Genomic DNA, 22,893 nt, shown 5'->3' on the forward strand with positions numbered 1-22,893 from the left:
ACGCGCTCTTCGTAGCAGGCCGTTCGTGGCCGGGTGACCCCGTCCGTTCCTACCTCTACGAGGAGTGATCAGCATGTCCGAGGTGAAGCTCGCCGCCGAGACCCGTACCGAGTTCGGCAAGGGTGCGGCTCGTCGCATCCGCCGCGAGAACGAGGTTCCGGTTGTCCTGTACGGCCACGGCACCGAGCCGGTCCACCTGACCCTGCCGGGCCACGACCTTCAGATGGCGCTGCGTACGCCGAACGTCCTGATCTCCCTGGACATCGACGGCAAGGCCAACGAGCTGGCGATCCCGAAGGCCGTCCAGCGTGACGCGATCAAGGGATTCCTGGAGCACGTCGACCTGCTGCTGGTCAAGCGTGGTGAGAAGGTCACCGTCGAGGTTCCGGTGCACGCCGAGGGCGAGCTGGCCCCGGGCGGCAACCTGCTGGAGCACGTCCTGACCGCCCTGCCGGTCGAGGCCGAGGCCACGCACATCCCCGCCGCCGTGACGGTGTCCGTGGAGGGCCTGGAGGCCGGTGCCTCCGTCCTCGCCAAGGACATCGTGCTGCCGAAGGGCACCACGCTGGCCGTCGAGGAGGACGCGGTGGTGCTGCAGGTCCTGGCCGCGCAGGCCGAGGAGACCGAGGGCGAGGCCGCCGAGGGCGAAGAGGCCGCCGAGGCCTGAGCGCCGTAGGCGTCGTCAACTGTTCAGCCGCCGCTCCCTTGTCCGGGGGCGGCGGCTGGCGCGTATCAAGGAGACATGGACGTGACCACCGCCGCCAGTGACCCCTGGCTGATCGTCGGGCTCGGCAATCCGGGGCCGGAGTACGCCATGAACCGGCACAACGTCGGTTTCATGGTGGTGGACCTGCTCGCGGAGCGGATCGGGGGGAAGTTCAAGCGGGCGGGCAAGGCGCAGGCGCAGGTGCTGGAGGGGCGGATCGGGCCGGCGGGGCCGGCGAGCCGCCGGGTGGTGCTGGCGAAGCCGGCGTCGTACATGAACCTGTCCGGTGGTCCGGTGAACGCGCTGAAGGACTTCTACAAGGTGCCGGTGGCGAACGTCGTCGCGGTCCATGACGAGCTGGACATCGATTACGGCGTGCTGCGGCTGAAGCTGGGCGGCGGGGACAACGGGCACAACGGTCTGAAGTCGATGACGAAGGCGATGGGCGCGGACTACCACCGGGTGCGGTTCGGGATCGGGCGGCCGCCGGGGCGGATGCAGGTGGCGGACTTCGTGCTGAAGGACTTCTCGTCGGCGGAGCGCAAGGAGCTGGACTACTTCGTGGACCGTGCGGCGGACGCGGTGGAGTGCCTGCTGGCGGAGGGGCTGGAGCGGGCGCAGAGCGCGTACAACTCCTGACATGTGCTTCTACGGCGGACACGCGGGTTGACCCGCCGCGTGGGTATGGCCAATGATCCCGGCCATGCCTGCCACAGCCGCCACCGCCCGCCAGGTGTCCGTGTCCGCGTTGCGCCTCGGGCGGGTCGTGGCGATGGGCGCGGTCGCCGCGTTGATCCTGTTCGCCGGGGTGTGGGGTTCGTGGGGGACCGCGCAGCACGTGATGCTGGCCAAGGGGCGGGAGGCGGGCACGGTCCGGGTGACCTCCTGCGCCAGAAACACGTGTGCCGGCCCGTTCACGCCGACGACGTCGGGGTCGCGGGCACGCGCGCGTGTGGAGCTGCCGGAGTCGGTGGCGGTGCGTGCGGGGCGGACGTACGACGTGGTTCTGAAGCCGGGTACGGCGGACGCGGTGCGCTCGGGGCCGGCGGGGATCCTGTACGCGTGGGTGCCGCTGGGCGGGGCGCTGTTGCTGGCCTCGGTGGTGGTCGCGGGCGGGATGCGGCTGACGCGGGTGGCCTGGGTGCTGGGGCTGTCCGGCGCGGGGCTGTTGACGGCGGCGTTCGTGGCGATCCAGTGAGCTGAGGAAAAGGCTGCGGAAAAGAGGGTGCCCCCGGGGTCGTACGGCCTCGGGGGCACCGTCTGTGTCGGGGCCGGGTCAGCCGGTGTTGCGCAGGCCGGCCGCCACGCCGTTGACGGTGAGGAGCAGGGCGCGGGAGAGCGTCGGGTCGGCCTCGGCGCCGGCGGCGGCCGCGTCGCGCTGGCGCTTGAGCAGGGCGACCTGGAGGTAGGAGATCGGGTCCAGGTAGGCGTCGCGGATGGTGAAGGTCTGCCGCAACGCGGGCTGGGCGTCGAGCAGTTCGCGCTCGCCCGTCACGCGCAGGACCTCGCGGACGGTCAGCTCGTGTTCGGCCTTGATGGTGTCGAAGACGTGCTTGAGGTCGTCGGGGACGAGGGTGTCGACGTAGTGCTGGGCGATGCGCAGGTCGGTCTTCGCGAGGGTCATCTCGACGTTGGAGATGAAGTTCTGGAAGAAGTGCCACTGCTGGTGCATCTCGTCGAGCACGGTGTCCCCTTCCTGCCGCAGGCCCGCCTCGCGCAGGGCCTTCAGGCCGGAGCCGACGCCGAACCAGCCGGGGACGATCTGGCGGGACTGGGTCCAGCCGAACACCCACGGGATGGCGCGCAGGCCGTCGAGTCCGGCGCCGGAGTCGGGCCGGCGCGAGGGGCGCGAGCCGAGGTGGAGGTCGGCGAGCTGGTCGACGGGGGTGGAGGCGAAGAAGTACGCGGGGAGGTCCGGGTCCTCGACGAGCCTGCGGTAGGCGCTGTGGGCGGCGTCCGAGACGACGTCCATGGCGGCGTCCCAGCGGGCGAGGGCCTCGTCGGACTGGCGGGGTGCCGTGTGCAGGGCGGAGGCCTGGAGGGTGGCGGCGACGGTCAGTTCCAGGTTCTCCCGGGCGAGGGAGGGGATCAGGTACTTGTCGGAGATGACCTCGCCCTGCTCGGTGACCTTGATCTCGCCTTCCAGGGTGCCCCAGGGCTGGGCGAGGATCGCGTCGTGGGAGGGGCCGCCGCCGCGGCCGACGGTGCCGCCGCGGCCGTGGAAGAGGCGCAGCCGTACGCCGTAGCGGTGGGCGACGTCGCGCAGCCGGCGCTGGGCGCGGTGGATCTCCCACTGGCTGGTGGTGATGCCGCCGAACTTGGAGGAGTCGGAGTAGCCGAGCATGACCTCCTGGACGTCGCCGCGCAGCGCGACCAGGCGCCGGTAGGACGGGTCGGAGAGCATGTCCTCCAGGATGGTGTCGGCGGCGCGCAGCTCGTCGGTGGTCTCCAGGAGCGGGACGATGCCGATCTTGGCCCAGCCGGCGTGCAGGTCGATCAGGCCGGCCTCGCGGGCGAGGACGGCGGCGGCGAAGACGTCGTCGGCGCCCTGGCACATGGAGATGATGTACGACTCGATGACCTCGGGGCCGAAGACCGCCAGGGCCTTCTTGACGGTCTCGAAGACGCCGAGCGTCTTGGCGCCGGCCGCGTCGACGGGTGCCGGGGTGGGCGCGAGCGGCCTCCTCGACCTGAGCTCCTTGGCGAGGAGCTTTGCGCGGTACTCGCGGGGCATGTCGGCGTAGCGCCAGGACTCCTCGCCGAGCCGGTCGAAGAGCTGGCCGAGGGCGTGGTGGTGGGCGTCGGCGTGTTCGCGGACGTCCATGGTGGCGAGCTGGAGGCCGAAGGCGGCCAGGGTGCGGATGACGCGGCCGAGGCGGCCGTCGGCGAAGAGGCCGCCGCGGTGCTCGCGCAGCGAGGTCTGGACGAGCCGCAGGTCGCTCAGCAGCTCGCCGGTGCCGAGGTAGTCGCGGCCGTCCTCGTGCGGGGTGCCCTTGGCGAGGCGCTGCTTGGTGTTCTCCAGCTTCTGCCGGATGCAGGTGGCCTTGAGCCGGTAGGGCTCCTCGGCGTTGAGGCGCTTGTAGCGGGGGCTGATCTCGGGCAGCTTCTCCAGGTCGCTCTGGAGGGAGGTCAGCAGTTCCTCGGTCGCGCCGGCGTAGCGGATGGAGTTGGAGAGCAGGCCGCGCAGCTCGTCGATGGTCTCCAGGGCGTCGTTGATGCCGTGCTCGTGCTGGAGGATGAGGACGTCCCAGGTGACCTGGGGGGTGACGTTGGGGTTGCCGTCGCGGTCGCCGCCGATCCAGGTGCCGAAGGTGAGGGGGCGGGTGTCGTCGGGCAGCTTCACGCCGACCCGCTCCAGCTCCGCGGTGAGGTCCTCCAGGACGTCGCCCACGGCCCCGGCGTGCAGTTCGTCGAGGTAGTAGATGGCGTTGCGGGCCTCGTCCGCCGGTTCCGGCCGTACGACGCGCAGCTCGTCGGTCTGCCACACCAGGTCGATGTTCTCGGCGAGGCGGACGTCGTGGCGGCGGCGGTCGGAGTCCAGGACGGGGGCGTCCAGGAGGGCGGCGATGCGCCGGAGCTTGTTGAGGACGGACCGGCGGGCGGCCTCGGTGGGGTGCGCGGTGAAGACCGGGCGGACGTTGAGGTGCCGGACGGTCTGCTTCAGGTGCTCGGGGTCGGCGTCCTTGAGCCGGTCGGCGGTGCGGGCGAGCAGGCCGCCCTCGGCGGCGCGGCGGGCGCGCAGCTCGCGGCCGCGGTGCACCTGCTCGGTGACGTTGGCGAGGTGGAAGTAGGTGGAGAAGGCGCGGACCAGCTTGGCCGCGGTCTGCAGCTCGGTGCCGCGCAGCAGCTCGGCGGCGGCCTCGCCGTCCTCGCGGGTGAGGCGGCGGACCTTCTCGACCAGGTCGAGCAGCTCCGGGCCCTCCTGCCGTACGAGGGTCTCGCCCAGGAGATCACCCAGGCGGCGGATGTCGGCGCGCAGCTCGCTGCCGGTCGTGGTGGTCTGGTCGTCGGCACTGCTCACAGGTGCGGCTCCTTGCAGTGTGGAACGTCTGGAGGGAACCCGGCGGTCTGCCACGCGGCGGGGAGCCGCATACGGGCCGGAGCGTCCGGGAAGGAAACTTCAGCGGACCGCGCTGTCCGACCGAGACCAAGGATAGGTGTCCATACGGAGGCGCAGGCTGTGGGGCTCTTGCCGCTGTGTGACACGCTGCCATACTTACGACGCCGTAGGTTACGGAACCGTAGGGAATATCGTCGACTCCCGTCCGGTTCCGGCCGCCCGGTGTCCGCCCCGACCCTCGACCCGCCAGGGGACGCGCATGACCTCCAGTTCCGATGTGATCGACGAAGCCCGTAAGGCCACCGACACCTCCGCCCCCTCCGCCACGCTGGGCGGCGAGCAGAAGCGTTCGATCGAGCAGATCACGCTGCTCCTGTTCATCATCGTGCCGTTCCTGGCACTGGTGGCGGCCGTGCCGCTGGCCTGGGGCTGGGGGGTGAGCTGGCTCGACCTGGGCCTGCTGGTCTTCTTCTACTTCCTGGGGTGCCACGGCATCACGATCGGTTTCCACCGGTACTTCACGCATGGTTCGTTCAAGGCGAGGCGGCCGCTCAGGATCGCGCTGGCGATCATGGGGTCGCTGGCCGTCGAGGGCCCCCTGGTGCGCTGGGTGGCCGATCACCGCCGGCATCACAAGTTCTCCGACGCCGAGGGCGACCCGCACTCGCCGTGGCGGTTCGGGGAGACCGTGCCGGCGCTGATGAAGGGCCTGTGGTGGGCCCACATCGGCTGGATGTTCGACGAGGAGCAGACCCCGCAGGACAAGTACGCGCCGGACCTGGTCAAGGACCCGGCGATCCGGGCGATCTCCCGGCAGTTCGTGATGTGGACGGCGGTGTCGCTGGCGCTGCCCCCACTGGTCGGCGGTCTGGCGACGATGTCCTGGTGGGGCGCGTTCACCGGGTTCTTCTGGGGTTCACTCGTCCGGGTGGCGCTGCTCCACCATGTGACCTGGTCGATCAACTCGATCTGCCACGCGGTGGGCAAGCGGCCGTTCAGGTCGCGGGACCGTTCGGGCAACGTGTGGTGGCTGGCGGTGCTGTCCTGCGGGGAGTCCTGGCACAACCTGCACCACGCCGACCCGACGTCGGCGCGGCACGGGGTGATGCGCGGCCAGGTCGACTCCTCGGCCCGCTTCATCCGGATCTTCGAGCTGCTCGGCTGGGCGTACGACGTGCGCTGGCCGTCACGCTCACGTATCGATTCGCGCCGTAACACCGGTGATGACGGCTCCCGGCGCCGGAAGGTGAGCGCCGAGGCGGCATGATGGAGGCCGTGGCGACCGACTCCAGCAGCACTTCCAGCACCGACAAACCGCGGCGGACCCGCCGGACCCGTATGACCGGCGCCGAGCGCCGCCAGCAGCTGCTGGAGATCGGTCGCACCCTCTTCGCGGCGAAGGGCTTCGAGGGCACGTCGGTGGAGGAGATCGCGGCGAAGGCCGGGGTGTCCAAGCCGGTGGTGTACGAGCACTTCGGCGGCAAGGAGGGGCTGTACGCGGTGGTGGTGGACCGCGAGATGCGCCGCCTGCTGGACATGGTGACCGGCTCGCTGACCGCCGGGCACCCGCGCGAACTGTGCGAGCAGGCCGCCTTCGCCCTGCTGGACTACATCGAGGAGTACACGGACGGCTTCCGCATCCTGGTCCGCGACTCCCCCATCCCGCAGTCGACGGGCTCCTTCGCCTCGTTGATCTCGGACATCGCCACCCAGGTGGAGGACATCCTGGGCCGCGAGTTCAAGAGCCGGGGCTTCGACCCCAAGCTCGCTCCCCTCTACGCCCAGGCGCTGGTCGGCATGGTCGCGCTGACCGGCCAGTGGTGGCTGGACGTGCGCCGCCCGAAGAAGGCGGAGGTCGCGGCCCATCTGGTGAACCTGGCGTGGCACGGGCTGGACGGACTGGAGCAGAAGCCGCGGCTGATAGGGCACCGCAAGGCGTAGTCCTGGGCGGTCACCGGGGCTGGAGGAACTCCAGCCGGTTGCCCACCGGGTCCTGCGAGTAGAAGCGCAGATGGCCGGGGAGGTTGTCGTCCCAGGTCACCGGGGCGCCGAGCGATTCGAGGCGGGCCGCGTACTCCTCGATCCGCGTGACCCTGAGCCCCGGGTGCGCCTTCTTCGCCGCCCGCCAGTGACATGCTCCGCCTCCGGCGGGGGCTTCCTCTATGCCGATGTGCAGCTGGACGTAGCCCGCCTCGAACCAGCAGCCCCCGCGTGCCGCCAGCACCGGCGGTTTGGGGATCTCCGTCATGCCGAGGACGCCGACGTAGTACGCCCGCAGCGCGTCCTCCGACCCGGGCGGGGCCGCGAGCTGCACGTGATCGACCGCGACGAGCATGCTCAGGCCTCCTTCACGGCGACGGCGAACAGCCGGCGGAACGGCATGACCGTGCCGTACGGCGCGCTCGGGTAGGCCTCGCGCAGCAGGTCCCGGTACTCGGTGAGGAACGCGTCGCGTGCTTCGGGGTCGTCGGCGAGCGCGGTCAGCGCGGGCCGCAGTCCGGTGCCCTTCACCCAGTCCAGGACGGCGTCCTCGCCGTGCAGGACGTGGTGGTACGTCGTCTGCCACACGTCGGTGGCGCAGCCGAGGCGGGCGAGCCGGTCGAGGTAGGCGCCGGGGGTGTGCACGGAGTCGGTGCGGCGCAGGACGTCGCCGAGGCGCGTCTTCCAGCGGGGCGTGGCGGCGAGGTCGCGCATCAGGGCGTGCAGCGGGGCGTCGATGTTGTCGGGCACCTGGAAGGCGAAGGTGCCGCCGGGCTTCAGGGCGCCGATCCAGTCGGCGAACCGGTCGGCGTGGCCCGGCACCCACTGGAGCGTGGCGTTGGAGACGATCAGGTCGCACGGCTCCGCGGGCGTCCAGGTGCGCGCGTCGGCGGCGGCGAAGTCCAGCAGGCCTCCCTGGGCCGTGGGGCCCGCGTGGCCCGTGTGGGCGGCATCGAGCATCTCGGGCGAGTTGTCGTACCCGGTGACGTGCGCGCCCGGCCAGCGCTCGGTGAGCCGGACGGTGACGTTGCCGGGGCCGCAGCCGAGGTCGGCGATGCGCGGGTGCCCGGCGGGCGGCTGCGTGGGGAGGGCGGGGACGCGGGCGAGGAGGTCTGCGAAGGGGCGGGCCCGATGGCCGGCGTGGCGCAGGTACTGACCGGGGTCCCAGGTGGGGTTCGTCATGCCCACCACTCTCCCCTCCCCATTATCTTGATGTCAAGAGACTTGAGATCAAGAGACTTCATGTCGACAGAACCACTACACTGATCGCATGGAGGACGAGGTCGATCGGCTGGTCGCAGCGTGGCGCCGGGAGCGCCCGGACCTCGACGTGGAGCCGCTGGAAGTGCTCAGCCGGGTGAGCAGACTGGCCCGGCACCTGGACCGCGCGCGTCGGCTCGCCTTTTCCGAGCACCAGCTGGAGCCCTGGGAGTTCGACGTGCTGACCGCGCTGCGCCGCGCGGGATCGCCGTATCAGCTCTCGCCCGGGCAGCTGCTGACGCAGACCCTGGTCACCTCGGGCACCATGACCAACCGGATCGACCGGCTGGCCCAGAAGGGCCTGGTGGAGCGGCTGCCCGATCCGAGCGACCGGCGGGGTGTGCTGGTCCGGCTGACCGGGACCGGCCGGGACCGCGCCGACCAGGCGCTCGCGGGCCTGCTGGAGCAGGAGCGGGCGATCCTCGCCGAGCTGTCCCGCGCCCAGCGCGCCGAACTGGCCGGGCTGCTACGCCAGTTGACCGCCCCGTTCGACAACATCCCCGGTTAGGTCGGCCGGGCCGACGCCCGCGCGCCGGGCGAGCGCCACGGCGGCCAGCGTGGAGTGGACCCCGAGCTTGCCGAGGACGTTCTGCATGTGGGTGCGCACGGTGTGCGGGGAGAGGAACAGCCGCTCGGCGACGGCCTTGCGGCCCAGCCCGGCGACCATGCAGCGCAGCACCTCCCGCTCGCGCGGGGTGAGGGACTCGACGAGCCGCTCGCTCTCGGTACGGTGCCGGCGGGCGGCGGTGAGTTCGCGCAGGACGCCGGTGAGCAGGGCGGGCGGCAGATGGGTCTCGTCGCGCAGCACGCCCCGGATCACCGTGAGCAGCCGGGACAGCGAGCAGTCCTTGGCGACCCAGCCCGAGGCCCCGGCCTGGAGCGCGAGCGCCGCCCGCCGGGGATCGTCCTTCTCGGCCAGCACGACGATGCGCACCGCCGGCTGAGCGGCCCGGACCCCGGTCACGAGCGAGATCCCGTCGACGAGCCCCTCCGCGTTGCCCTCCTGCACGGGCACGGCCGGGCGGCTGCCGGGCACGTTGCCGCCGAGGTCGGCGTCGACCAGCAGGACGTCGAAGCGGCGCCCGTCGTTCGCCGCCCGCTCCAGGCAGCGCAGCGCGGCGGGACCGCTGCCGGCGGCGGAGACCTCGACGTCGGGCTCGGCGGCCAGGGCGGCGGCGAGCGACTCGGCGAAGATGCGGTGGTCGTCCACGACCAGGACTCGGATGCGAACCACGAAACCCCCTTCCCCAGGCTCCGCGCGGAGCAGGGGATACCCAAGGTTTGGAAAACCCGGCCGACCGGCCGAAGTCCGGCGAACGCCGGCCCACGTCGGGCACGACACTCACGGAGCACGACACCCGCGGAAAGGACACCCCGCACGGCCGCCGCCGTCGCGGAGACTGCTACCCCCACCGCGGGCGCCGTACCCGCATGTCTCGCCCCCTGATCAGCACCGGCCCCCACCGGTGCTGCTCCTCAGAGTACGGATGCGAGCACGCAGCGGAAGCAGATTTACAGAACTGGCCGTCCGGCGCGTTTATCGTGTGCCGCATGTTTCGTATTGAGGCGGAAGTCGACAAAGCCCGACGCGATCTGCTCCACTCCCGGCTGCGGGACACCAACACGGCGGCGTCCCCGGTGCTGGCCGCGCTGCGCGGTACCCCGGGCGCGCGCGAAGTCCCCCTCCACGTCTGGGCGTTGGACGAGACCGGCGGCCTGGCCGGCGGCCTGGTCGGCCACACCTGGGCGACCTGGCTGCACGTCACCTACCTGTGGGTCGACGGGGTCCACCGCGGCGCGGGGCTCGGCTCCCGCCTCCTGTCGCGGGCCGAGCACATCGCCACCACCCGGTCCTGCACGGCGTCCCGCCTGGAGACCTGGGACTTCCAGGCCCCCCGCTTCTACCAGAAACAGGGCTACGAGGTGGTCTGCGTGATCCCGGACTATCCGCCGGGGATCACGGAGTACACGCTGACGAAGCGGCTACCGGTACGGTGAAACCCTCACCATGAAGGGAGCCCGACCGTCATGACCGCAGACCCGGCAGCCCCCGGCTCGTCCCGTCTCCCTGCCATGCGCACCATCGGTGAACTCCGTGCGGCCCTCACTCTGGGCTACGGCTTCCCCGGCGACGCCGACGACTTCGAGGCCGAGCTGGCGCGCGAGATCAACCACGCCGACCCGGCCGATCTCAGCGGCGTCGTCCGTCTGGTGGAGGAGTTCCGGGGCCGGATCGCCGCCCGCCAGGATCCCGGTTTCGATTCCGCCGTGGCCGCGGCCGTCGCCGAGATCCGGGCCACCCGAGGGTCCGGCCGTTGACCGAGAACCAGCAGCCTGCCGTCGCCGAGATCACGCACGAGGCCCTCGCGCGCTGTCGGGCCATCGGCCACGGGGCCCTCGAAGCCGTGGAGACCCTCCGCGCCGAACTGGAGAAGAGCCCGGCCCTCGGCCGACAGGCCCGCAGCGCGGTCGGCGACATGAAGCTGTACACGACACGCATCGAGGCCACGGACACCCGCCCGGCGCTCACGGTCACCTACGTCTACGACGCCCCGCCACCCGAGCCCGGACTGATCCGTATCGCCCTCGTTTCACCGGTCCGCTTCGCGGGCGGCGACGCCGGCTCGTGACACCGGCGCCGTCGCATCCCGGGGTCGCGGAACTCAGACCACCCGTCCCGCCCCCGCCGACGGCACCGCCTCGAAGGCCCGGGGGGGCGTGAAGCCGGCGTTGGCGAAAGCCTCTTCGATCGCCTTGGTCAGGGTGTCCACCTCGGTGGCGTCGGCCAGGACGATGGCCGAGCCGCCGAACCCGCCGCCCGTCATACGGGCGCCCAGGGCGCCGGCCGCGAGAGCCGTGTCGACGACCAGGTCCAGCTCCGGGCAGGAGATGCGGAAGTCGTCGCGCAGCGAGGCGTGGCCCTCGGTGAGGACGGGGCCGATCGCGCGGGTCTCACCGGCACGGAGCAGGCCGACGACCCGCTCGACCCGCTGGTCCTCCGTCACCACGTGGCGGACCAGACGGCGCACCTCCTCCTCGTCGCCCAGCCGCTCCAGCGCCGCGTCCAGGTCCGCGTACGGGATGTCCCGCAGGGCGTCGACGCCGAGCAGGGCCGCGCCCTTCTCGCAGCCGGCCCGGCGCTTGCCGTACTCGCCGCCGCTGTGCGCGTGCTTGACCTGGGTGTCGACCACCAGCAGGCGCAGCCCCTCGGCCGCGAGGTCGAAGGGGATCTGCTGCTGGGACAGGTCGCGGGTGTCGAGGAAGAGCGCGTGGCCCGCCTCGCAGCAGGCCGAGGCCGTCTGGTCCATGATGCCGGTCGGCGCGCCGACGTAGACGTTCTCGGCGCGCTGGCACAGGCGGGCCAGCTGCCAGCGCTTGAGGCCCAGGCCGTAGAGGTCGTTCAGGGCCAGGGCGATCACCACCTCCAGCGCCGCCGAGGAGGACAGGCCCGCGCCCGTCGGGACCGTCGAGGACAGGTGGACGTCCGCGCCCGTGATCCCGTGGCCCGCCTCGCGCAGCGCCCAGACCACACCCGCCGGGTACGCCGTCCAGTTCGCGTCGCTCCCGGGGGCGAGGGCGTCCAGGCGCAGCTCCACCGCGTCGCCCCCGATGTCCGCCGAGTGCAGGCGCAGGACGCCGTCGTCCCGGCGCGAGACCGCCGCGGTCGCCCGGTGCGGCAGCGCGAACGGCATGACGAAGCCGTCGTTGTAGTCGGTGTGCTCGCCGATCAGGTTGACCCGGCCCGGCGCCGCCCACACCCCCTGCGGCCCGGCGCCGTACAGCTCGGCGAAGCGGGCCGCGACCTGCTGTGCCCCCACTGGTGCCACTAGTGCTCCTTAGCGATGTGCTGCGCGAACTCCCAGGCGTCCGCGACGATTCCCGCGAGGTCCGCGCGGGACGGGTTCCAGCCCAGTTTCTCGCGGGCCGTCCGCGCCGAGGCGACCAGGACCGCCGGGTCGCCGCCGCGGCGCGGGGCCGCGACCTCGGGAACGGGGTGGCCGGTGACCCGGCGGACGGTCTCGATGACCTGGCGGACCGAGAAGCCGTTGCCGTTGCCGAGGTTGCAGATCAGGTGCTCGCCCGGACGGGCCGCCGCGACCGCCAGCAGGTGGGCCTCGGCCAGGTCCGCCACGTGGATGTAGTCACGGACGCAGGTGCCGTCCTCGGTCGGGTAGTCGTCGCCGTAGACCGAGATCGCCTCGCGGCGGCCCTGGGCGACCTGGAGGACCAGCGGGATCAGGTGCGACTCGGGGTCGTGCCGCTCGCCGAAGGCGCCGTACGCGCCCGCGACGTTGAAGTAGCGCAGCGACACCGCGGCCAGGCCGTGGGCGGTCGCCTCGCTGGTGATCATGTGGTCGACGGCGAGCTTGGTGGCGCCGTAGGCGCTGGTCGGCTTCGTCGGGGCGCTCTCCAGGATCGGGACCTGCTCCGGCTCGCCGTACGTGGCCGCCGTGGAGGAGAAGACGAGCCTGCGCACGCCCGCCTCGCGCATCGCGCCGAGCAGGGCGAGGGAGCCGGCGACGTTGTTGTCCCAGTACTTCTCCGGCTTCACCACCGACTCGCCGACCTGCGAGAACGCGGCGAAGTGGAGGACGCCGTCGTAGGAGGGGTCGAGCCACTTGGCGGCGTCACGGATGTCGCCCTCGATGAAGGCGGCCCCGGCCGGGACGCCCGCGCGGAACCCGGTCGAGAGGTTGTCGAGGACCGTCACCTCGTGGCCGGCCTCCAGCAGGTGCTGGGCGACCACGCTGCCGACATAACCCGCCCCGCCCGTCACCAGGTACTTCATGAACTCGCTACCTCTCGCAGTCGTTCGGCCGCGCGCTCCGGCGGCACGTCGTTGATGAACACGCTCATGCCGGACTCGGAACCCGCGAGAAACTTCAGCTTGCCGGAAGTGCGGCGGACGGTGAAAAGCTCTAGGTGGAGCGCGAAGTCGTCGCGCGTGACACCGTCGAACTCCTCCAGTGCGCCGAACGGGGCCTGGTGCCAGGCCGCGATGTACGGCGTCGGAGGCTCACCTTCGCCGAAGATCCGGTCGAAGCGCCTCAAGAGTTCCAGATAGACCTGGGGGAACTCTGTGCGTGCCGCCTCGTCGAGCGCGAGCAGGTCGGGTACGCGACGCTTGGGGTACAGGTGCACCTCGTACGGCCAGTGCGCCGCGTACGGCACGAAGGCCACCCAGTGTTCACTCTCCAGGACGACCCGCTCACCGGCGAGCTCCCGCTCGACGACCGCGTCGAACAGGTTCTCCCCGCCGGTCGCCTCCTTGTGGGCGGCGAGCGAGCGGAGCATCAGCGCGGTGCGCGGGGTGGTGAAGGGGTAGGCGTAGATCTGCCCGTGCGGGTGGCCGAGGGTCACGCCGATCTCCTCGCCCCGGTTCTCGAAGCAGAAGACCTGCTCGACGGCGGGCAGGTGGGACAGCTCCGAGGTGCGGTCCGTCCAGGCGTCCAGCACCAGGCGGGCCTGCTCCTCGGTGAGGCCGGCGAAGGAGGCGTCGTGGTCGGAGGTGAAGCAGACGACCTCGCAGCGGCCGGAGTCACCGGCCAGCGACGGGAAGCGGTTCTCGAAGACGACGACGTCGTACGACGCGTCCGGGATCTCGCTGAGCCGCTCGCCCCGCGTCGGGCACAGCGGGCACTCGTCGGCCGGCGGGTGGTACGTACGGCCCTGGCGGTGCGAGGCGATCGCCACCGCGTCGCCGAGCAGCGCGTCCCGGCGGATCTCGGACGTGGTGACCGTACGGTCCAGGGGACGGCGGTCGACGGCGTCACGGACGGTGTCGTCCCGGAGATCGTAATAGATCAGCTCACGACCGTCGGCCAGCCGTGTCGAGGTCTTCTTCAACGCCGGACTCCTCTGCGTCCCACTGCATCCCGCACCCAATCACTCAACACAATCAAACATAACAGACCACAACTCACCACCCCCAGGATCATCACAATCAAACAAAGAACACCAACAGAAGTGTTCAATTACTAAACGCGGAGGCGTAGGTTCCGCTGAGGATCAGTTCGCGCAACGAAGCGAGTACTCATGCAAACCCCCACATACGGACCGACGAATCTGGCGGCGGGGCTACAGCTCCCCGTCAACTGGCTGGACTACACGATCCTGGCGATCTACTTCGTCGTCGTGCTCGGCATCGGCTTCGCGGCCCGCCGCTCGGTGAAGACCAGCCTCGACTTCTTCCTCTCGGGACGCTCGCTGCCCGCCTGGATCACCGGCCTCGCCTTCATCTCGGCGAACCTGGCGGCCACCGAGATCCTGGGCATGGCCGCGAACAGCGCCCAGTACGGCGCCTACACCGTGCACTGGTACTGGATCGGGGCCATCCCGGCCATGGTCTTCCTGGGCCTGGTGATGATGCCCTTCTACTACGGCAGCAAGGTCCGCTCGGTCCCCGAGTTCCTGCTGCTGCGCTTCGACCGGGCCGCCCACCTGCTCAGTTCCATCCTGTTCGCGCTCGCCGCGATCCTGATCGCGGGCGTCAACCTCTACGCCCTCGCGATCGTCGTCGAGGCGCTGCTGGGCTGGCCGCAGTGGGTCGCGATCGTCGTCGCCGGCGCGTTCGTCCTCGCGTACATCACCCTCGGCGGCCTCTCCTCGGCGATCTACAACGAGGTGCTCCAGTTCTTCGTGATCCTGGCCGCCCTCATCCCGATCACCGTCCTCGGCCTGAAGAAGGTCGGCGGCTGGGGCGGTCTGACCCACAAGCTCACCGAGTCCCACGGGCACAACTTCACCACCGCCTGGGGCGGGACCGGCATCGGCAGCGTCAACCCGCTCGGCGCGAACTGGCTGACCATCGTCCTCGGCCTCGGCTTCGTCCTCTCCTTCGGCTACTGGACGACGAACTTCGCCGAGGTGCAGCGCGCCCTGTCCGCGAAGAACCTCTCCGCCGGTCAGCGCACCCCGCTGATCGCCGCCTACCCGAAGATCTTCATCGTCTTCCTGGTGATGATCCCGGGCCTGGTCGCCGCCGCGGTCGTCCCGCACTTCGGCACCGCCGCCTCCGGCTACCAGTACAACGACGCCATCCCCTACCTGATGCAGGAGCTGCTGCCCAACGGCGTGCTCGGCATCGCGGTCACCGGTCTGCTCGCCGCCTTCATGGCCGGCATGGCGGCCAACGTGTCGTCGTTCAACACCGTGTTCACGAACGACATCTGGGCCAAGTACGTGGTGCGCGGCCGCGAGGACGCCTACTACGTCCGCTTCGGCCGCCTGATCACCGCCATCGGCGTGGCCGCCTCGGTCGGCACGGCGTTCCTGGCGTCCTCGTTCTCTAACATCATGAGCTACCTCCAGACGCTGTTCTCCTTCTTCAACGTGCCGATGTTCGTCGTCTTCATCGTCGGCATGTTCTGGAAGCGCGCCTCGGCCAAGTCCGGCTTCTGGGGCCTGCTCGCGGGCACCGTGACCGCGATGGTCAACTACTTCGTGCTCTACAAGAAGGGCATCATCTCGCTCCCCTCCGACCAGGGCGCCAACTTCGTCTCCGCCATCGCGGGGTTCGTCGCCGGCGCGGTCGTGATGATCGCGGTGTCCTTCTTTACGAAGCCGAAGCCGGCGGAGGAACTCCAGGGCCTGGTCTACGGCACCCGCTCCCCCGGCATGGCCGAGGCGCCCGCCGCCGGCGACGACGCCTGGTACCGCAAGCCGGCCCTGCTGGGCTGGGGCGCGGTCGTCCTGGCCGCCGCCTGCTACATCCCGTTCTCGTTCTGACGCGGAAGGACCGAGGAAATCATGAGCGACAACGCGCACGACGGCTTCCACTACAGCGAGGAGGACGTCCAGCGGGAGGTCACCGAGCTGGAGAGCAAGTCCGCGACGGCGGCCCGCATCTTCGACCTGCGCCGCATCATCGGCGGCCTGTTCGTGCTGTACGGCGTCATCGTCACGATCACCGGCATCACCGACTCGCAGTCGGCCATCGACAAGGCCCAGGGCGTCAACATCAACCTCTGGACCGGGATCGGCATGCTGCTGCTGGGAGCGTTCTTCCTGGTGTGGCTGAAGTTGCGACCGACACCTCCGGCGGTTTCGCCGCAGGAGACGCAGGGGGAGTAAGGCTCCGTTCCCGACTGCGGGTGCGCGGAGGCTGGTCGCGCCCACGCGGCGAAGCCGCAGATCGACACAGCCCCGCGCCCCTTCGGGGCGCTTACTCCGGGCCGGAGTTCAAAGGCCCCGCCCTGTCCAGCAACCCCGTCCTCGCGGCCAGTGCCGCCGCCTCCAGCCTCGACCCCACCCCCAGTTTCATCAGCACCCGCTGCACATGCGTGCGCGCGGTGCTCGGGGCGATGCCCATGCCGGCCGCGATCAGGCGGGTGTCCTCGCCGTCGGCCACCCGGACCAGGACCTCCACCTCCCGCGGCGTGAGCATCTCCAGCAGCCGCTGTGCCTCGTCGTCGGGCTGGGCCGCAGGGTTGAGCAGTTCCCCGAACGCGCCCTGGAGCAGCTGCGGAGCCACCGCGGCCTCCCCCGCCCGGGCCTTCATGATGGCCCGCTCGACGCCCTCGATCCGCTCGTCGTGCCGGACGTACCCCGAAGCCCCCGACGCGAACGCCGCCGCGATGCCGCGCGGCGACGGCACCGGGCCGAGCACCACCACCGCCACCTGCGGCCGCTCCCGCTTGATCTTCACCACCGGGTCGAAGACGCCCGGTTCGGCCGGTGCCGCCGTACCCAGCAGGCACACCTCGGGCGCCCGTGCGATCACCAGGTCCGCCGCGCCCGCGGCCGGTGCCGCGGCGGCGAGCACCCGGTGCCCGCGCAGCTTGAGCGCCGACGCCAGCGCCTCCGCGAGCAGGCGATGGTCGTCGACGACCATGAGCCGTACTCCCATAGAGCCACCCCCCAGTCCCCCCGTGGACGCCCCACTATGGACGTCCACCGGTCCGCAAGGACAGAGGGCCCCCCGGCACCTCGCCCTTCATGCCCCCGGAAGCTACACGCTTGTTCGACGTATTGCTGCCCCTCTTGATGAGAAGTGCCCCGGATCGATGAAATCCGGGGCACTTCTTGGTATGTCACCCATTCGGGCGAAGGCGCGCGAGGCTCAGCCCTTGGTGCCGAACGCCGTCACCAGATACTGCTTGCCGGCCCCCGCGTACGGCTTGTTGGCGAACACCGCCGACATGAACAGCCGGCCGTCGCCGAAGAGGATCTCCGCGGAGTCCGGCAGCATGCTGGTCTCCGCGTTCCGCACGTCCTGGGCGGCGGGGTTCTCCAGCAGCTCGGTGGCCTTGGAGCCGACGCCGTCGATGCTGACGATCTGGCCGCCCTTGTTGTACGGCGGCCGCTTGTAGGCGAGCAGGTTCGAGCCGTCCATGCGCAGCGGGGAGAGCGTGTAGCCGTCCCCGGCCTCGACGCGCTGGCCGGTCGGCTTTCCGGTGTTCAGGTCGAAGGAGACGATCTCGTTGGTGCTGCCGAACTCGCCGTTGCCGTCGTGTTCCGCGGTCGGCAGGTACAGCCTGCCGCCACCGACGACGATCTCCTTGCAGCTCTCGACGGTCGTGGTCTCGCAGTGGCCGCCGTAGGTGTCGTTCGGCGCGGAGATGTGGGCGAGCAGCTTGCCGGTCTTGTCGTCGACGGAGAAGTACTCCAGGGACTTGCTGTCGGACCCGGCCTGGGCCGCCACCACCAGCGGGTCGGTGGAGACGACGGACGCGTAGTCGATGCCCGAGTCCATCGTGTAGTCGGCGATCACCTTGCCCGACCGCGGGTCGATGTTCTGGATGTGCACCTGCTGGTTGCCGAAATCGCCGCACTTGCGCACCGCGACCAGCTTGGCGCCGCCGCCGTAGCCCGCGTCGTAACAGGTGTCGTCCGCCTTGGGCTGCCACAGCACCGTGCCGGAGTCCAGGTCGAGCGCGGCGCCGCCGCTGGTGCTGCCGACCGCGACGGTGTGCTGAGCGACCGTCACATTCTCGAAACTGATCGGAGAGTCACCGGAGTTGACCGACTTCGTCCACAGCTTCTTGCCCGTGTCGAGGTCGATCGCGGCGATCTGGGTGCAGCCCGCGAAGGAGTTCTTGCCGGGCATCTTCGGCTGGTAGGCGATCGCCGTCCGGTTGTCCGCGCCGATGTGCTCGCTGGCCTGGCAGACCGGGCCGGGCAGCTTGATCGTCCACCGCTTGGCGCCCGTGGCCGGATCGTAGCCGACGACCTCGGCGATGCCGCTCTTCGCGTACACCTTGTCGGTCAGCCACGAGCCCGGGGTGCTGACCAGGTTGTCCGTCGTGGGCATCGGGACCTGGAACAGCACGCCGGCGGCGGGGTTCGCGGGCACCTTCTCCCTGCCCCCAGAACCGCCGGTGCCGCCGGTGCCGCCGGCGCCGTTCTTGCCGCCGCTGGAGGAGGCGGTGTCGCTCTTCTTGCCGTCGCCGCCGGAGGAACCGGCGTACCAGATTCCGCCGCCGACGATCAGCGCGATGGCGACGACCGCCGCGACGACGATGAACAGGGCGGTGTTGTTCCGGCCGCCACCGGCCGGCGCCGGCTGCATCGGCACGGTCTGCGGCTGGCCCGGATAGCCGTAGCCCGGCTGCGCGCCCTGCATCGGCTGTGTGGGCTGCGCGTACGGGTTCTGCGCTCCGGGAGCGCCGTAGGGGGCGGCCGCCGGCTGCCCGCCCGGGTAGCCGTAGCCGGGCTGCGGCGGCTGCGGGGCCGGCGCCTGCTGCGGGTAGCCGTAACCGGGCTGGGGCTGTTGCGGGTAGCCGTAACCGGGCTGCGGCTGCTGGGCCGGCGGCGCGGGGGGCGCCGGCGGGGCGGCCGGCGGCTGGTCCTGCGGCGCGCCCGGCGGCGGGGCCGGGGGGCCGAAGCCGGGCTGCTGCGGGGGCTGGTTCGGCGGCGGAGGGGGCGGCTGGGTCATGACGTGGTACCTCGGTGAGGCGGGGCCGGCGGACGGCCTGACGGCACAGGGACGGGGACGTGGACGGACGGGGAAGGCGACGCAGGCCGCGGCTCAGTTGCCGAAGGCCATGATCAGCTTCTCCTTCGTCTTGTCATTGCCGGACAGCCGGCCGGACGAGATGAAGAACCGCCCGCCGGACCAGTCGATGACGCCGTCGTAGAAGGTGTCCTCGATCCGGGCCGTGCCCGAGGGGTTCTGGAGCAGCTTGGAGGTCGGGTGCGAGGAGCCGCCGAGCGGGATCGAGACCACCTGGCCGCCCGCGTCGTACGACGGCTGCACGTACGCGACGAGCTTGCCGCCGTCCTCCTTCATCGGGTACATCGGCTCGCCCGCCGGGGACTTGGCCCGCCACCTCGCCTTGCCGTCGGCGAGGCTGACCGCGACGATCTCGTTGGCGCTGCTGGTGGTGTCCGTCGGCAGGTACAGCGTGTCGGCGTCCGCGACGACGCCCTGGCAGCCCTGGAGGTCGCGTTCGAGGATCTGCCAGCCGCAGCGCGGGGCGAACTTCTCGTCGACCTTCACCTCGGAGCGGAACCTGCCCTCCTTGGTGAAGGTGGAGATGTTCCACGCCTTCTTGTCCTGGTTGGTCAGGTAGACCACCAGCGGGTCGACGGAGAACATCCGGCTGACCTGCCAGCCCTTCTTCACCGCCTGGGTCCACTTGACCTTGCCCGTGGCCGGGTCGAGCTCCTGGATCTCGTCGTGCTCGCCGGACGTGCCGGCGCCGCACGAGGCCACCTGGATCAGCCGGCTCGCGCTTCCCGCGTACGCGGCCGGGAAACAGGCCGAGCCGTACTTCTTCTCGTCGTACAGCTTCTTGCCGCTGTCGATGTCGTACGCCGTGCCCGACTCCGACCGGGCGACCATCAGCGTCCTGCCGCTCACGGTCAGCTCGACGTTGAGCGCGCTGTCGAACAGCCCGCCGTCGGCGACCTCGCCGCTCCAGCCCTTCTGGCCGGTCGTGAGGTCGATCTGCTGGAGCTGGTTGCACTTGGCGTTGTCGCTGACACCGCTCATGTACGCCACGACGACCTTGTCGTCGGCCGACTTCTGCGGGGTGACCGCGCAGATCTTCTGCGGGAAGCCGATCGGGGCCCAGGCGGGCTTGCCGTCGCCGATGCCGTAGGCGAAGACCTGCTTGTACGCCGCCTTCACCGCCACCTTGTCGGTGATCCACATGCCGGGGGCGTCGGCGCCGGAACCGGGCACGTCCGGGGCCGACTGGTACCAGAGCACCTTCGCCTCGCCGGCCTGGCGGCCCGAGTTGAGGTTCTCCGGGTCGTCGCCGCCGCCGCTGCTGGAGGGGCTCGGCGAGCCGGAGGCGTTCTTGGGGTCGTCGCTCTGCTGGGCGACGGGCTTCTTCTTGCCGTCGCCGCCGCTGGTGACCGCGTACACGGTGCCGCCGATGACGGCCAGCGCGGCCACCACGGCACCGACGATCAGCGCCGTCTTCCGCCTGCCGCCCCCGGCACCCGGCACGCCGGCGGGCGCGCCCGGGTACGGCTGCTGCTGCGGGTACCCGAAACCGGGCTGCTGCGGCTGCTGCGGGTAGCCGTAGGGGCCCGGAGTGCCGGGCGGCGTCGGGGAGTTGTACGGGTTCTGGGCGCCGGGCGCGGCCGGGGCGCCGTACGGGCCGGGCTGCTGGGGGTAGCCGTAACCGGGCTGGGGTCCGGCCGGGGGCTGCGGCGGGGCCGCGGGCGGCTGGGCCGGCGGCGGAGGGGTGCCCTGCGGTGCGGCCGGAGGGGTCTGCGGGGCGCTCGGAGGTCCGAAACCGCCCTGGGCCGGCGGCGTTTGCGGGGCTCCGAATCCGCCGCCCGGCGGCTGGTCCTGCGGCGCTCCGAAACCGCCCTGCGGCGGCTGGTTGGGCGGCTGGGTCATCAGCGCTCTTCCCCCTCGTTCACTGATTTTTAGCCACGCCCTGAGGATCTTGACGGACCCTGGGTCGTTACTCAGACAGTTCTCAGACGGCCCTTTCTATCACCCGCCCCTGACGGCGCACGGGCCCGGATCCGTCGCTGTTCCCAAGGGAGAACCGGCCCGTGATGCCGCCGTTACGCGCCTTCACGCCCCCTTCACGCGGTGCACGCGAGGAGGGGGCGCGGTGGCTGGTTCACGTCGTGGAGGGAGGGACCGCGCTACGCGTCCTCGGCCAACTCCAGCCAGCGCATCTCCAGTTCCTCACGCTCCGAGGCGAGGTCGCGCAGCTGGGCGTCCAGGTCGGCGACCTTCGCGAAGTCGGTGGCGTTCTCGGCGATCCGCGCGTGCAGCGTGGACTCCTTCTCGGAGATCTTGTCCAACTGGCGCTCGATCTTCTGGAGTTCCTTCTTGGCGGCGCGCTGGTCGGCGGCGGTCTTCTCCTGCGTGGCCGGCTTGGGAGCCGCGGCGGAGGGCTGCGCGGCGACCGCCTCCTCCATGCGCCGGCGCCGCTCCAGGTACTCGTCGATGCCGCGCGGCAGCATCCGCAGGGCGCCGTCGCCGAGGAGGGCGAACACCCGGTCCGTGGTGCGCTCGACGAAGAACCGGTCGTGGGAGATGACGATCATCGAGCCGGGCCAGCCGTCGAGGACGTCCTCCAGCTGGGTGAGGGTCTCGATGTCGAGGTCGTTGGTGGGCTCGTCCAGGAAGAGGACGTTGGGCTCGTCCATCAGGAGGCGCAGGAGCTGGAGCCGGCGCCGCTCACCACCGGAGAGGTCGCCGACCGGCGTCCACTGCTTCTCCTTGTTGAAGCCGAACGTCTCGCAGAGCTGCCCGGCGGTCATCTCGCGCCCCTTGCCGAGGTCCACGCGCTCGCGTACCCGCTGCACGGCCTCCAGGACCCGCCAGGTGGGGTCGAGTTCGGCGACCTCCTGGGAGAGGTAGGCGAGCTTGACCGTCCTGCCGACCGCGATACGGCCCGCCGCCGGCTGCTCCTCGCCCTCGGTGCGGGCCGCTTCGGCCATGGCGCGCAGCAGCGAGGTCTTGCCGGCGCCGTTCACGCCGACGAGGCCGATCCGGTCGCCCGGGCCGAGCTGCCAGGTGACGTGCTTGAGCAGCACCTTCGGCCCGGCCTGCACGGTGATGTCCTCAAGGTCGAAGACCGTCTTGCCGAGCCGCGAGGAGGCGAACTTCATCAGCTCCGAGCTGTCCCGGGGCGGCGGCACGTCCGCGATCAGCTCGTTGGCGGCCTCGACCCGGAAGCGCGGCTTGGACGTACGGGCGGGGGCGCCGCGGCGCAGCCAGGCCAGCTCCTTGCGCACCAGGTTCTGCCGCTTGGTCTCCTCGGTGGCGGCGATGCGCTCGCGCTCGGCGCGGGCGAAGACGTAGTCGGAGTAGCCGCCCTCGTACTCGTACACGTCGCCGCGCTGCACGTCCCACATGCGGGTGCAGACCTGGTCCAGGAACCACCGGTCGTGCGTCACGCAGACCAGCGCGGACCGCCGGTTCTGCAGGTGCCGGGCGAGCCAGGCGATGCCCTCGACGTCGAGGTGGTTGGTGGGCTCGTCGAGGACGAGCAGGTCCTGTTCCTCGATGAGCAGCTTGGCGAGCGCGATCCGGCGCCGCTCGCCACCGGACAGCGGTCCGATGACGGTGTCGAGCCCCTTCGGGAAGCCGGGCAGGTCGAGCCCGCCGAACAGCCCGGTCAGTACGTCTCTGACCTTGGCGTTTCCGGCCCACTCGTGGTCCGCCATGTCGCCGATGACCTCGTGCCGGACGGTGGCGGCGGGGTCGAGGGAGTCGTGCTGGGTGAGCACGCCGAGCCGCAGCCCGCCGGAGTGCGTGACGCGTCCGGTGTCGGCCTCCTCCAGCTTGGCGAGCATCCGGATGAGGGTGGTCTTGCCGTCGCCGTTGCGACCCACCACGCCGATCCGGTCACCCTCCGACACGCCGAGTGAGACGCCGTCCAGCAGGGCACGGGTGCCGTACACCTTGCTGACGTTCTCGACATTGACCAGGTTGACGGCCATTTCACTCCTGTGCGCGGGGGTCGGT

22 protein-coding genes are annotated in these 22,893 nt (G+C 71.0%); 11 read left to right on the plus strand and 11 right to left on the minus strand.

The genetic code is table 11. The features are described 5' to 3' along the window. The first annotated feature begins 73 nt into the window (after positions 1-73). From AC4OXY_RS22710 to AC4OXY_RS22720, 3 genes are all read left to right on the plus strand, one after another. On the plus strand, positions 74-667 hold the full coding sequence (locus tag AC4OXY_RS22710) for a 50S ribosomal protein L25/general stress protein Ctc (protein WP_491994521.1): 594 nt from the start codon (positions 74-76) through the stop codon (positions 665-667). Positions 668-742: 75 nt separating this feature from the next. Beyond that, on the plus strand, positions 743-1,345 hold the full coding sequence (pth, locus tag AC4OXY_RS22715) for an aminoacyl-tRNA hydrolase (RefSeq protein ID WP_356027137.1): 603 nt from the start codon (positions 743-745) through the stop codon (positions 1,343-1,345). 52 nt (positions 1,346-1,397) lie between these two features. After that, positions 1,398-1,904, plus strand: coding sequence for a hypothetical protein (locus AC4OXY_RS22720; RefSeq protein ID WP_356027135.1), 507 nt, complete (start codon positions 1,398-1,400; stop codon positions 1,902-1,904). Between the two features lie 78 nt (positions 1,905-1,982). On the opposite strand, the gene ppc is transcribed toward AC4OXY_RS22720, so the two are convergent. Next, the gene (ppc, locus tag AC4OXY_RS22725; protein WP_376287318.1) at positions 1,983-4,727 is read right to left on the minus strand and encodes a phosphoenolpyruvate carboxylase; all 2,745 of its coding nucleotides are present in this window, start codon (positions 4,725-4,727) and stop codon (positions 1,983-1,985) included. 298 nt (positions 4,728-5,025) lie between these two features. Between ppc and AC4OXY_RS22730 the strand changes: the two genes are divergently transcribed. Together AC4OXY_RS22730 and AC4OXY_RS22735 are read left to right on the plus strand one after the other, a co-directional pair. Further along, a complete protein-coding gene (locus AC4OXY_RS22730; protein WP_356027129.1) occupies positions 5,026-6,033 on the plus strand; it encodes an acyl-CoA desaturase in 1,008 nt (335 codons plus the stop codon). After that, positions 6,030-6,707: a TetR/AcrR family transcriptional regulator gene (locus AC4OXY_RS22735; RefSeq protein WP_071379360.1), complete on the plus strand. Its 678-nt coding sequence runs from the start codon at positions 6,030-6,032 to the stop codon at positions 6,705-6,707. Before AC4OXY_RS22730 ends, AC4OXY_RS22735 begins: the two co-directional genes overlap by 4 nt. Before the next feature lie 10 nt (positions 6,708-6,717). Here the strand turns inward: AC4OXY_RS22735 and AC4OXY_RS22740 are convergent, their stop codons facing one another. Both AC4OXY_RS22740 and AC4OXY_RS22745 read right to left on the minus strand, forming a co-directional pair. Continuing rightward, on the minus strand, positions 6,718-7,101 hold the full coding sequence (locus tag AC4OXY_RS22740; RefSeq protein WP_356027126.1) for a VOC family protein: 384 nt from the start codon (positions 7,099-7,101) through the stop codon (positions 6,718-6,720). 2 nt (positions 7,102-7,103) lie between these two features. Next, positions 7,104-7,928: a trans-aconitate 2-methyltransferase gene (locus AC4OXY_RS22745; RefSeq protein WP_356027124.1), complete on the minus strand. Its 825-nt coding sequence runs from the start codon at positions 7,926-7,928 to the stop codon at positions 7,104-7,106. Between the two features lie 88 nt (positions 7,929-8,016). On the opposite strand from AC4OXY_RS22745, the gene AC4OXY_RS22750 reads away from it, so the two are divergent. Next, positions 8,017-8,514, plus strand: a complete 498-nt coding sequence (locus tag AC4OXY_RS22750; protein WP_356027122.1) for a MarR family winged helix-turn-helix transcriptional regulator — start codon at positions 8,017-8,019, stop codon at positions 8,512-8,514. On the opposite strand, the gene AC4OXY_RS22755 is transcribed toward AC4OXY_RS22750, so the two are convergent. Next, complete coding sequence (locus AC4OXY_RS22755) at positions 8,473-9,240, minus strand: LuxR C-terminal-related transcriptional regulator (protein ID WP_356027120.1); 768 nt, start codon at positions 9,238-9,240, stop codon at positions 8,473-8,475. The two genes, AC4OXY_RS22750 and AC4OXY_RS22755, sit on opposite strands and share 42 nt — an antisense overlap. 317 nt (positions 9,241-9,557) lie before the next feature. Here AC4OXY_RS22755 and AC4OXY_RS22760 point away from each other — a divergent pair, with 317 nt between their 5' ends. From AC4OXY_RS22760 to AC4OXY_RS22770, 3 genes are read left to right on the plus strand one after another with little or no spacing between them, the layout of a single operon-like run. Further along, on the plus strand, positions 9,558-10,004 hold the full coding sequence (locus tag AC4OXY_RS22760) for a GNAT family N-acetyltransferase (RefSeq protein ID WP_491994522.1): 447 nt from the start codon (positions 9,558-9,560) through the stop codon (positions 10,002-10,004). 30 nt (positions 10,005-10,034) lie between these two features. Next, positions 10,035-10,325, plus strand: a complete 291-nt coding sequence (locus AC4OXY_RS22765) for a hypothetical protein (RefSeq protein WP_356027114.1) — start codon at positions 10,035-10,037, stop codon at positions 10,323-10,325. Continuing rightward, on the plus strand, positions 10,322-10,636 hold the full coding sequence (locus tag AC4OXY_RS22770; RefSeq protein WP_356027112.1) for a hypothetical protein: 315 nt from the start codon (positions 10,322-10,324) through the stop codon (positions 10,634-10,636). The genes AC4OXY_RS22765 and AC4OXY_RS22770 overlap by 4 nt, the downstream gene beginning before the upstream one ends. A gap of 33 nt (positions 10,637-10,669) precedes the next feature. On the opposite strand, the gene galK is transcribed toward AC4OXY_RS22770, so the two are convergent. Genes galK through galT form a run of 3 tightly spaced genes read right to left on the minus strand, consistent with a single transcriptional unit; the run spans position 10,670 to position 13,853 of the window. Continuing rightward, the gene (galK, locus tag AC4OXY_RS22775; RefSeq protein WP_362821500.1) at positions 10,670-11,824 is read right to left on the minus strand and encodes a galactokinase; all 1,155 of its coding nucleotides are present in this window, start codon (positions 11,822-11,824) and stop codon (positions 10,670-10,672) included. Positions 11,825-11,832: 8 nt separating this feature from the next. After that, positions 11,833-12,795, minus strand: coding sequence for a UDP-glucose 4-epimerase GalE (gene galE, locus AC4OXY_RS22780; RefSeq protein WP_356027109.1), 963 nt, complete (start codon positions 12,793-12,795; stop codon positions 11,833-11,835). Beyond that, positions 12,792-13,853 (minus strand): galactose-1-phosphate uridylyltransferase, encoded by a 1,062-nt coding sequence (gene galT, locus AC4OXY_RS22785; protein ID WP_356027107.1) that lies wholly within the window; start codon positions 13,851-13,853, stop codon positions 12,792-12,794. The genes galE and galT overlap by 4 nt, the downstream gene beginning before the upstream one ends. A 189-nt stretch (positions 13,854-14,042) precedes the next feature. On the opposite strand from galT, the gene AC4OXY_RS22790 reads away from it, so the two are divergent. Both AC4OXY_RS22790 and AC4OXY_RS22795 read left to right on the plus strand, forming a co-directional pair. Then, positions 14,043-15,734 (plus strand): sodium:solute symporter family protein, encoded by a 1,692-nt coding sequence (locus AC4OXY_RS22790; protein WP_356027104.1) that lies wholly within the window; start codon positions 14,043-14,045, stop codon positions 15,732-15,734. Positions 15,735-15,755: 21 nt separating this feature from the next. Then, positions 15,756-16,079, plus strand: coding sequence for a hypothetical protein (locus AC4OXY_RS22795; RefSeq protein ID WP_362821456.1), 324 nt, complete (start codon positions 15,756-15,758; stop codon positions 16,077-16,079). 91 nt (positions 16,080-16,170) lie between these two features. On the opposite strand, the gene AC4OXY_RS22800 is transcribed toward AC4OXY_RS22795, so the two are convergent. From AC4OXY_RS22800 to AC4OXY_RS22815, 4 genes are all read right to left on the minus strand, one after another. Next, positions 16,171-16,854: a helix-turn-helix transcriptional regulator gene (locus AC4OXY_RS22800; protein WP_376287326.1), complete on the minus strand. Its 684-nt coding sequence runs from the start codon at positions 16,852-16,854 to the stop codon at positions 16,171-16,173. A 213-nt stretch (positions 16,855-17,067) separates the two neighbouring features. Further along, entirely contained in the window at positions 17,068-18,882 is a 1,815-nt protein-coding gene (locus AC4OXY_RS22805) for an outer membrane protein assembly factor BamB family protein (RefSeq protein ID WP_376287328.1), read from the minus strand. Positions 18,883-18,975: 93 nt separating this feature from the next. Beyond that, complete coding sequence (locus AC4OXY_RS22810) at positions 18,976-20,802, minus strand: outer membrane protein assembly factor BamB family protein (RefSeq protein ID WP_491994523.1); 1,827 nt, start codon at positions 20,800-20,802, stop codon at positions 18,976-18,978. Between the two features lie 257 nt (positions 20,803-21,059). Beyond that, positions 21,060-22,868: an ABC-F family ATP-binding cassette domain-containing protein gene (locus tag AC4OXY_RS22815; protein ID WP_376287332.1), complete on the minus strand. Its 1,809-nt coding sequence runs from the start codon at positions 22,866-22,868 to the stop codon at positions 21,060-21,062. Positions 22,869-22,893: the final 25 nt, after the last annotated feature.

The sequence above is a fragment of the Streptomyces sp. HUAS MG56 genome (assembly GCF_058673395.1).

Coding starts and splice junctions, on each gene's coding strand:
- AC4OXY_RS22710 (WP_491994521.1), top strand. CDS start 74: ATGTCCGAGGTGAAGCTCGCCGCCGAGACCCGTACCGAGTTCGGCAAG.
- pth (WP_356027137.1), top strand. CDS start 743: ATGGACGTGACCACCGCCGCCAGTGACCCCTGGCTGATCGTCGGGCTC.
- AC4OXY_RS22720 (WP_356027135.1), top strand. CDS start 1,398: ATGATCCCGGCCATGCCTGCCACAGCCGCCACCGCCCGCCAGGTGTCC.
- AC4OXY_RS22730 (WP_356027129.1), top strand. CDS start 5,026: ATGACCTCCAGTTCCGATGTGATCGACGAAGCCCGTAAGGCCACCGAC.
- AC4OXY_RS22735 (WP_071379360.1), top strand. CDS start 6,030: ATGATGGAGGCCGTGGCGACCGACTCCAGCAGCACTTCCAGCACCGAC.
- AC4OXY_RS22740 (WP_356027126.1), bottom strand. CDS start 7,101: ATGCTCGTCGCGGTCGATCACGTGCAGCTCGCGGCCCCGCCCGGGTCG.
- AC4OXY_RS22745 (WP_356027124.1), bottom strand. CDS start 7,928: ATGACGAACCCCACCTGGGACCCCGGTCAGTACCTGCGCCACGCCGGC.
- AC4OXY_RS22750 (WP_356027122.1), top strand. CDS start 8,017: ATGGAGGACGAGGTCGATCGGCTGGTCGCAGCGTGGCGCCGGGAGCGC.
- AC4OXY_RS22760 (WP_491994522.1), top strand. CDS start 9,558: ATGTTTCGTATTGAGGCGGAAGTCGACAAAGCCCGACGCGATCTGCTC.
- AC4OXY_RS22765 (WP_356027114.1), top strand. CDS start 10,035: ATGACCGCAGACCCGGCAGCCCCCGGCTCGTCCCGTCTCCCTGCCATG.
- galE (WP_356027109.1), bottom strand. CDS start 12,795: ATGAAGTACCTGGTGACGGGCGGGGCGGGTTATGTCGGCAGCGTGGTC.
- AC4OXY_RS22790 (WP_356027104.1), top strand. CDS start 14,043: ATGCAAACCCCCACATACGGACCGACGAATCTGGCGGCGGGGCTACAG.
- AC4OXY_RS22795 (WP_362821456.1), top strand. CDS start 15,756: ATGAGCGACAACGCGCACGACGGCTTCCACTACAGCGAGGAGGACGTC.
- AC4OXY_RS22800 (WP_376287326.1), bottom strand. CDS start 16,854: ATGGGAGTACGGCTCATGGTCGTCGACGACCATCGCCTGCTCGCGGAG.
- AC4OXY_RS22805 (WP_376287328.1), bottom strand. CDS start 18,882: ATGACCCAGCCGCCCCCTCCGCCGCCGAACCAGCCCCCGCAGCAGCCC.
- AC4OXY_RS22810 (WP_491994523.1), bottom strand. CDS start 20,802: ATGACCCAGCCGCCCAACCAGCCGCCGCAGGGCGGTTTCGGAGCGCCG.
- AC4OXY_RS22815 (WP_376287332.1), bottom strand. CDS start 22,868: ATGGCCGTCAACCTGGTCAATGTCGAGAACGTCAGCAAGGTGTACGGC.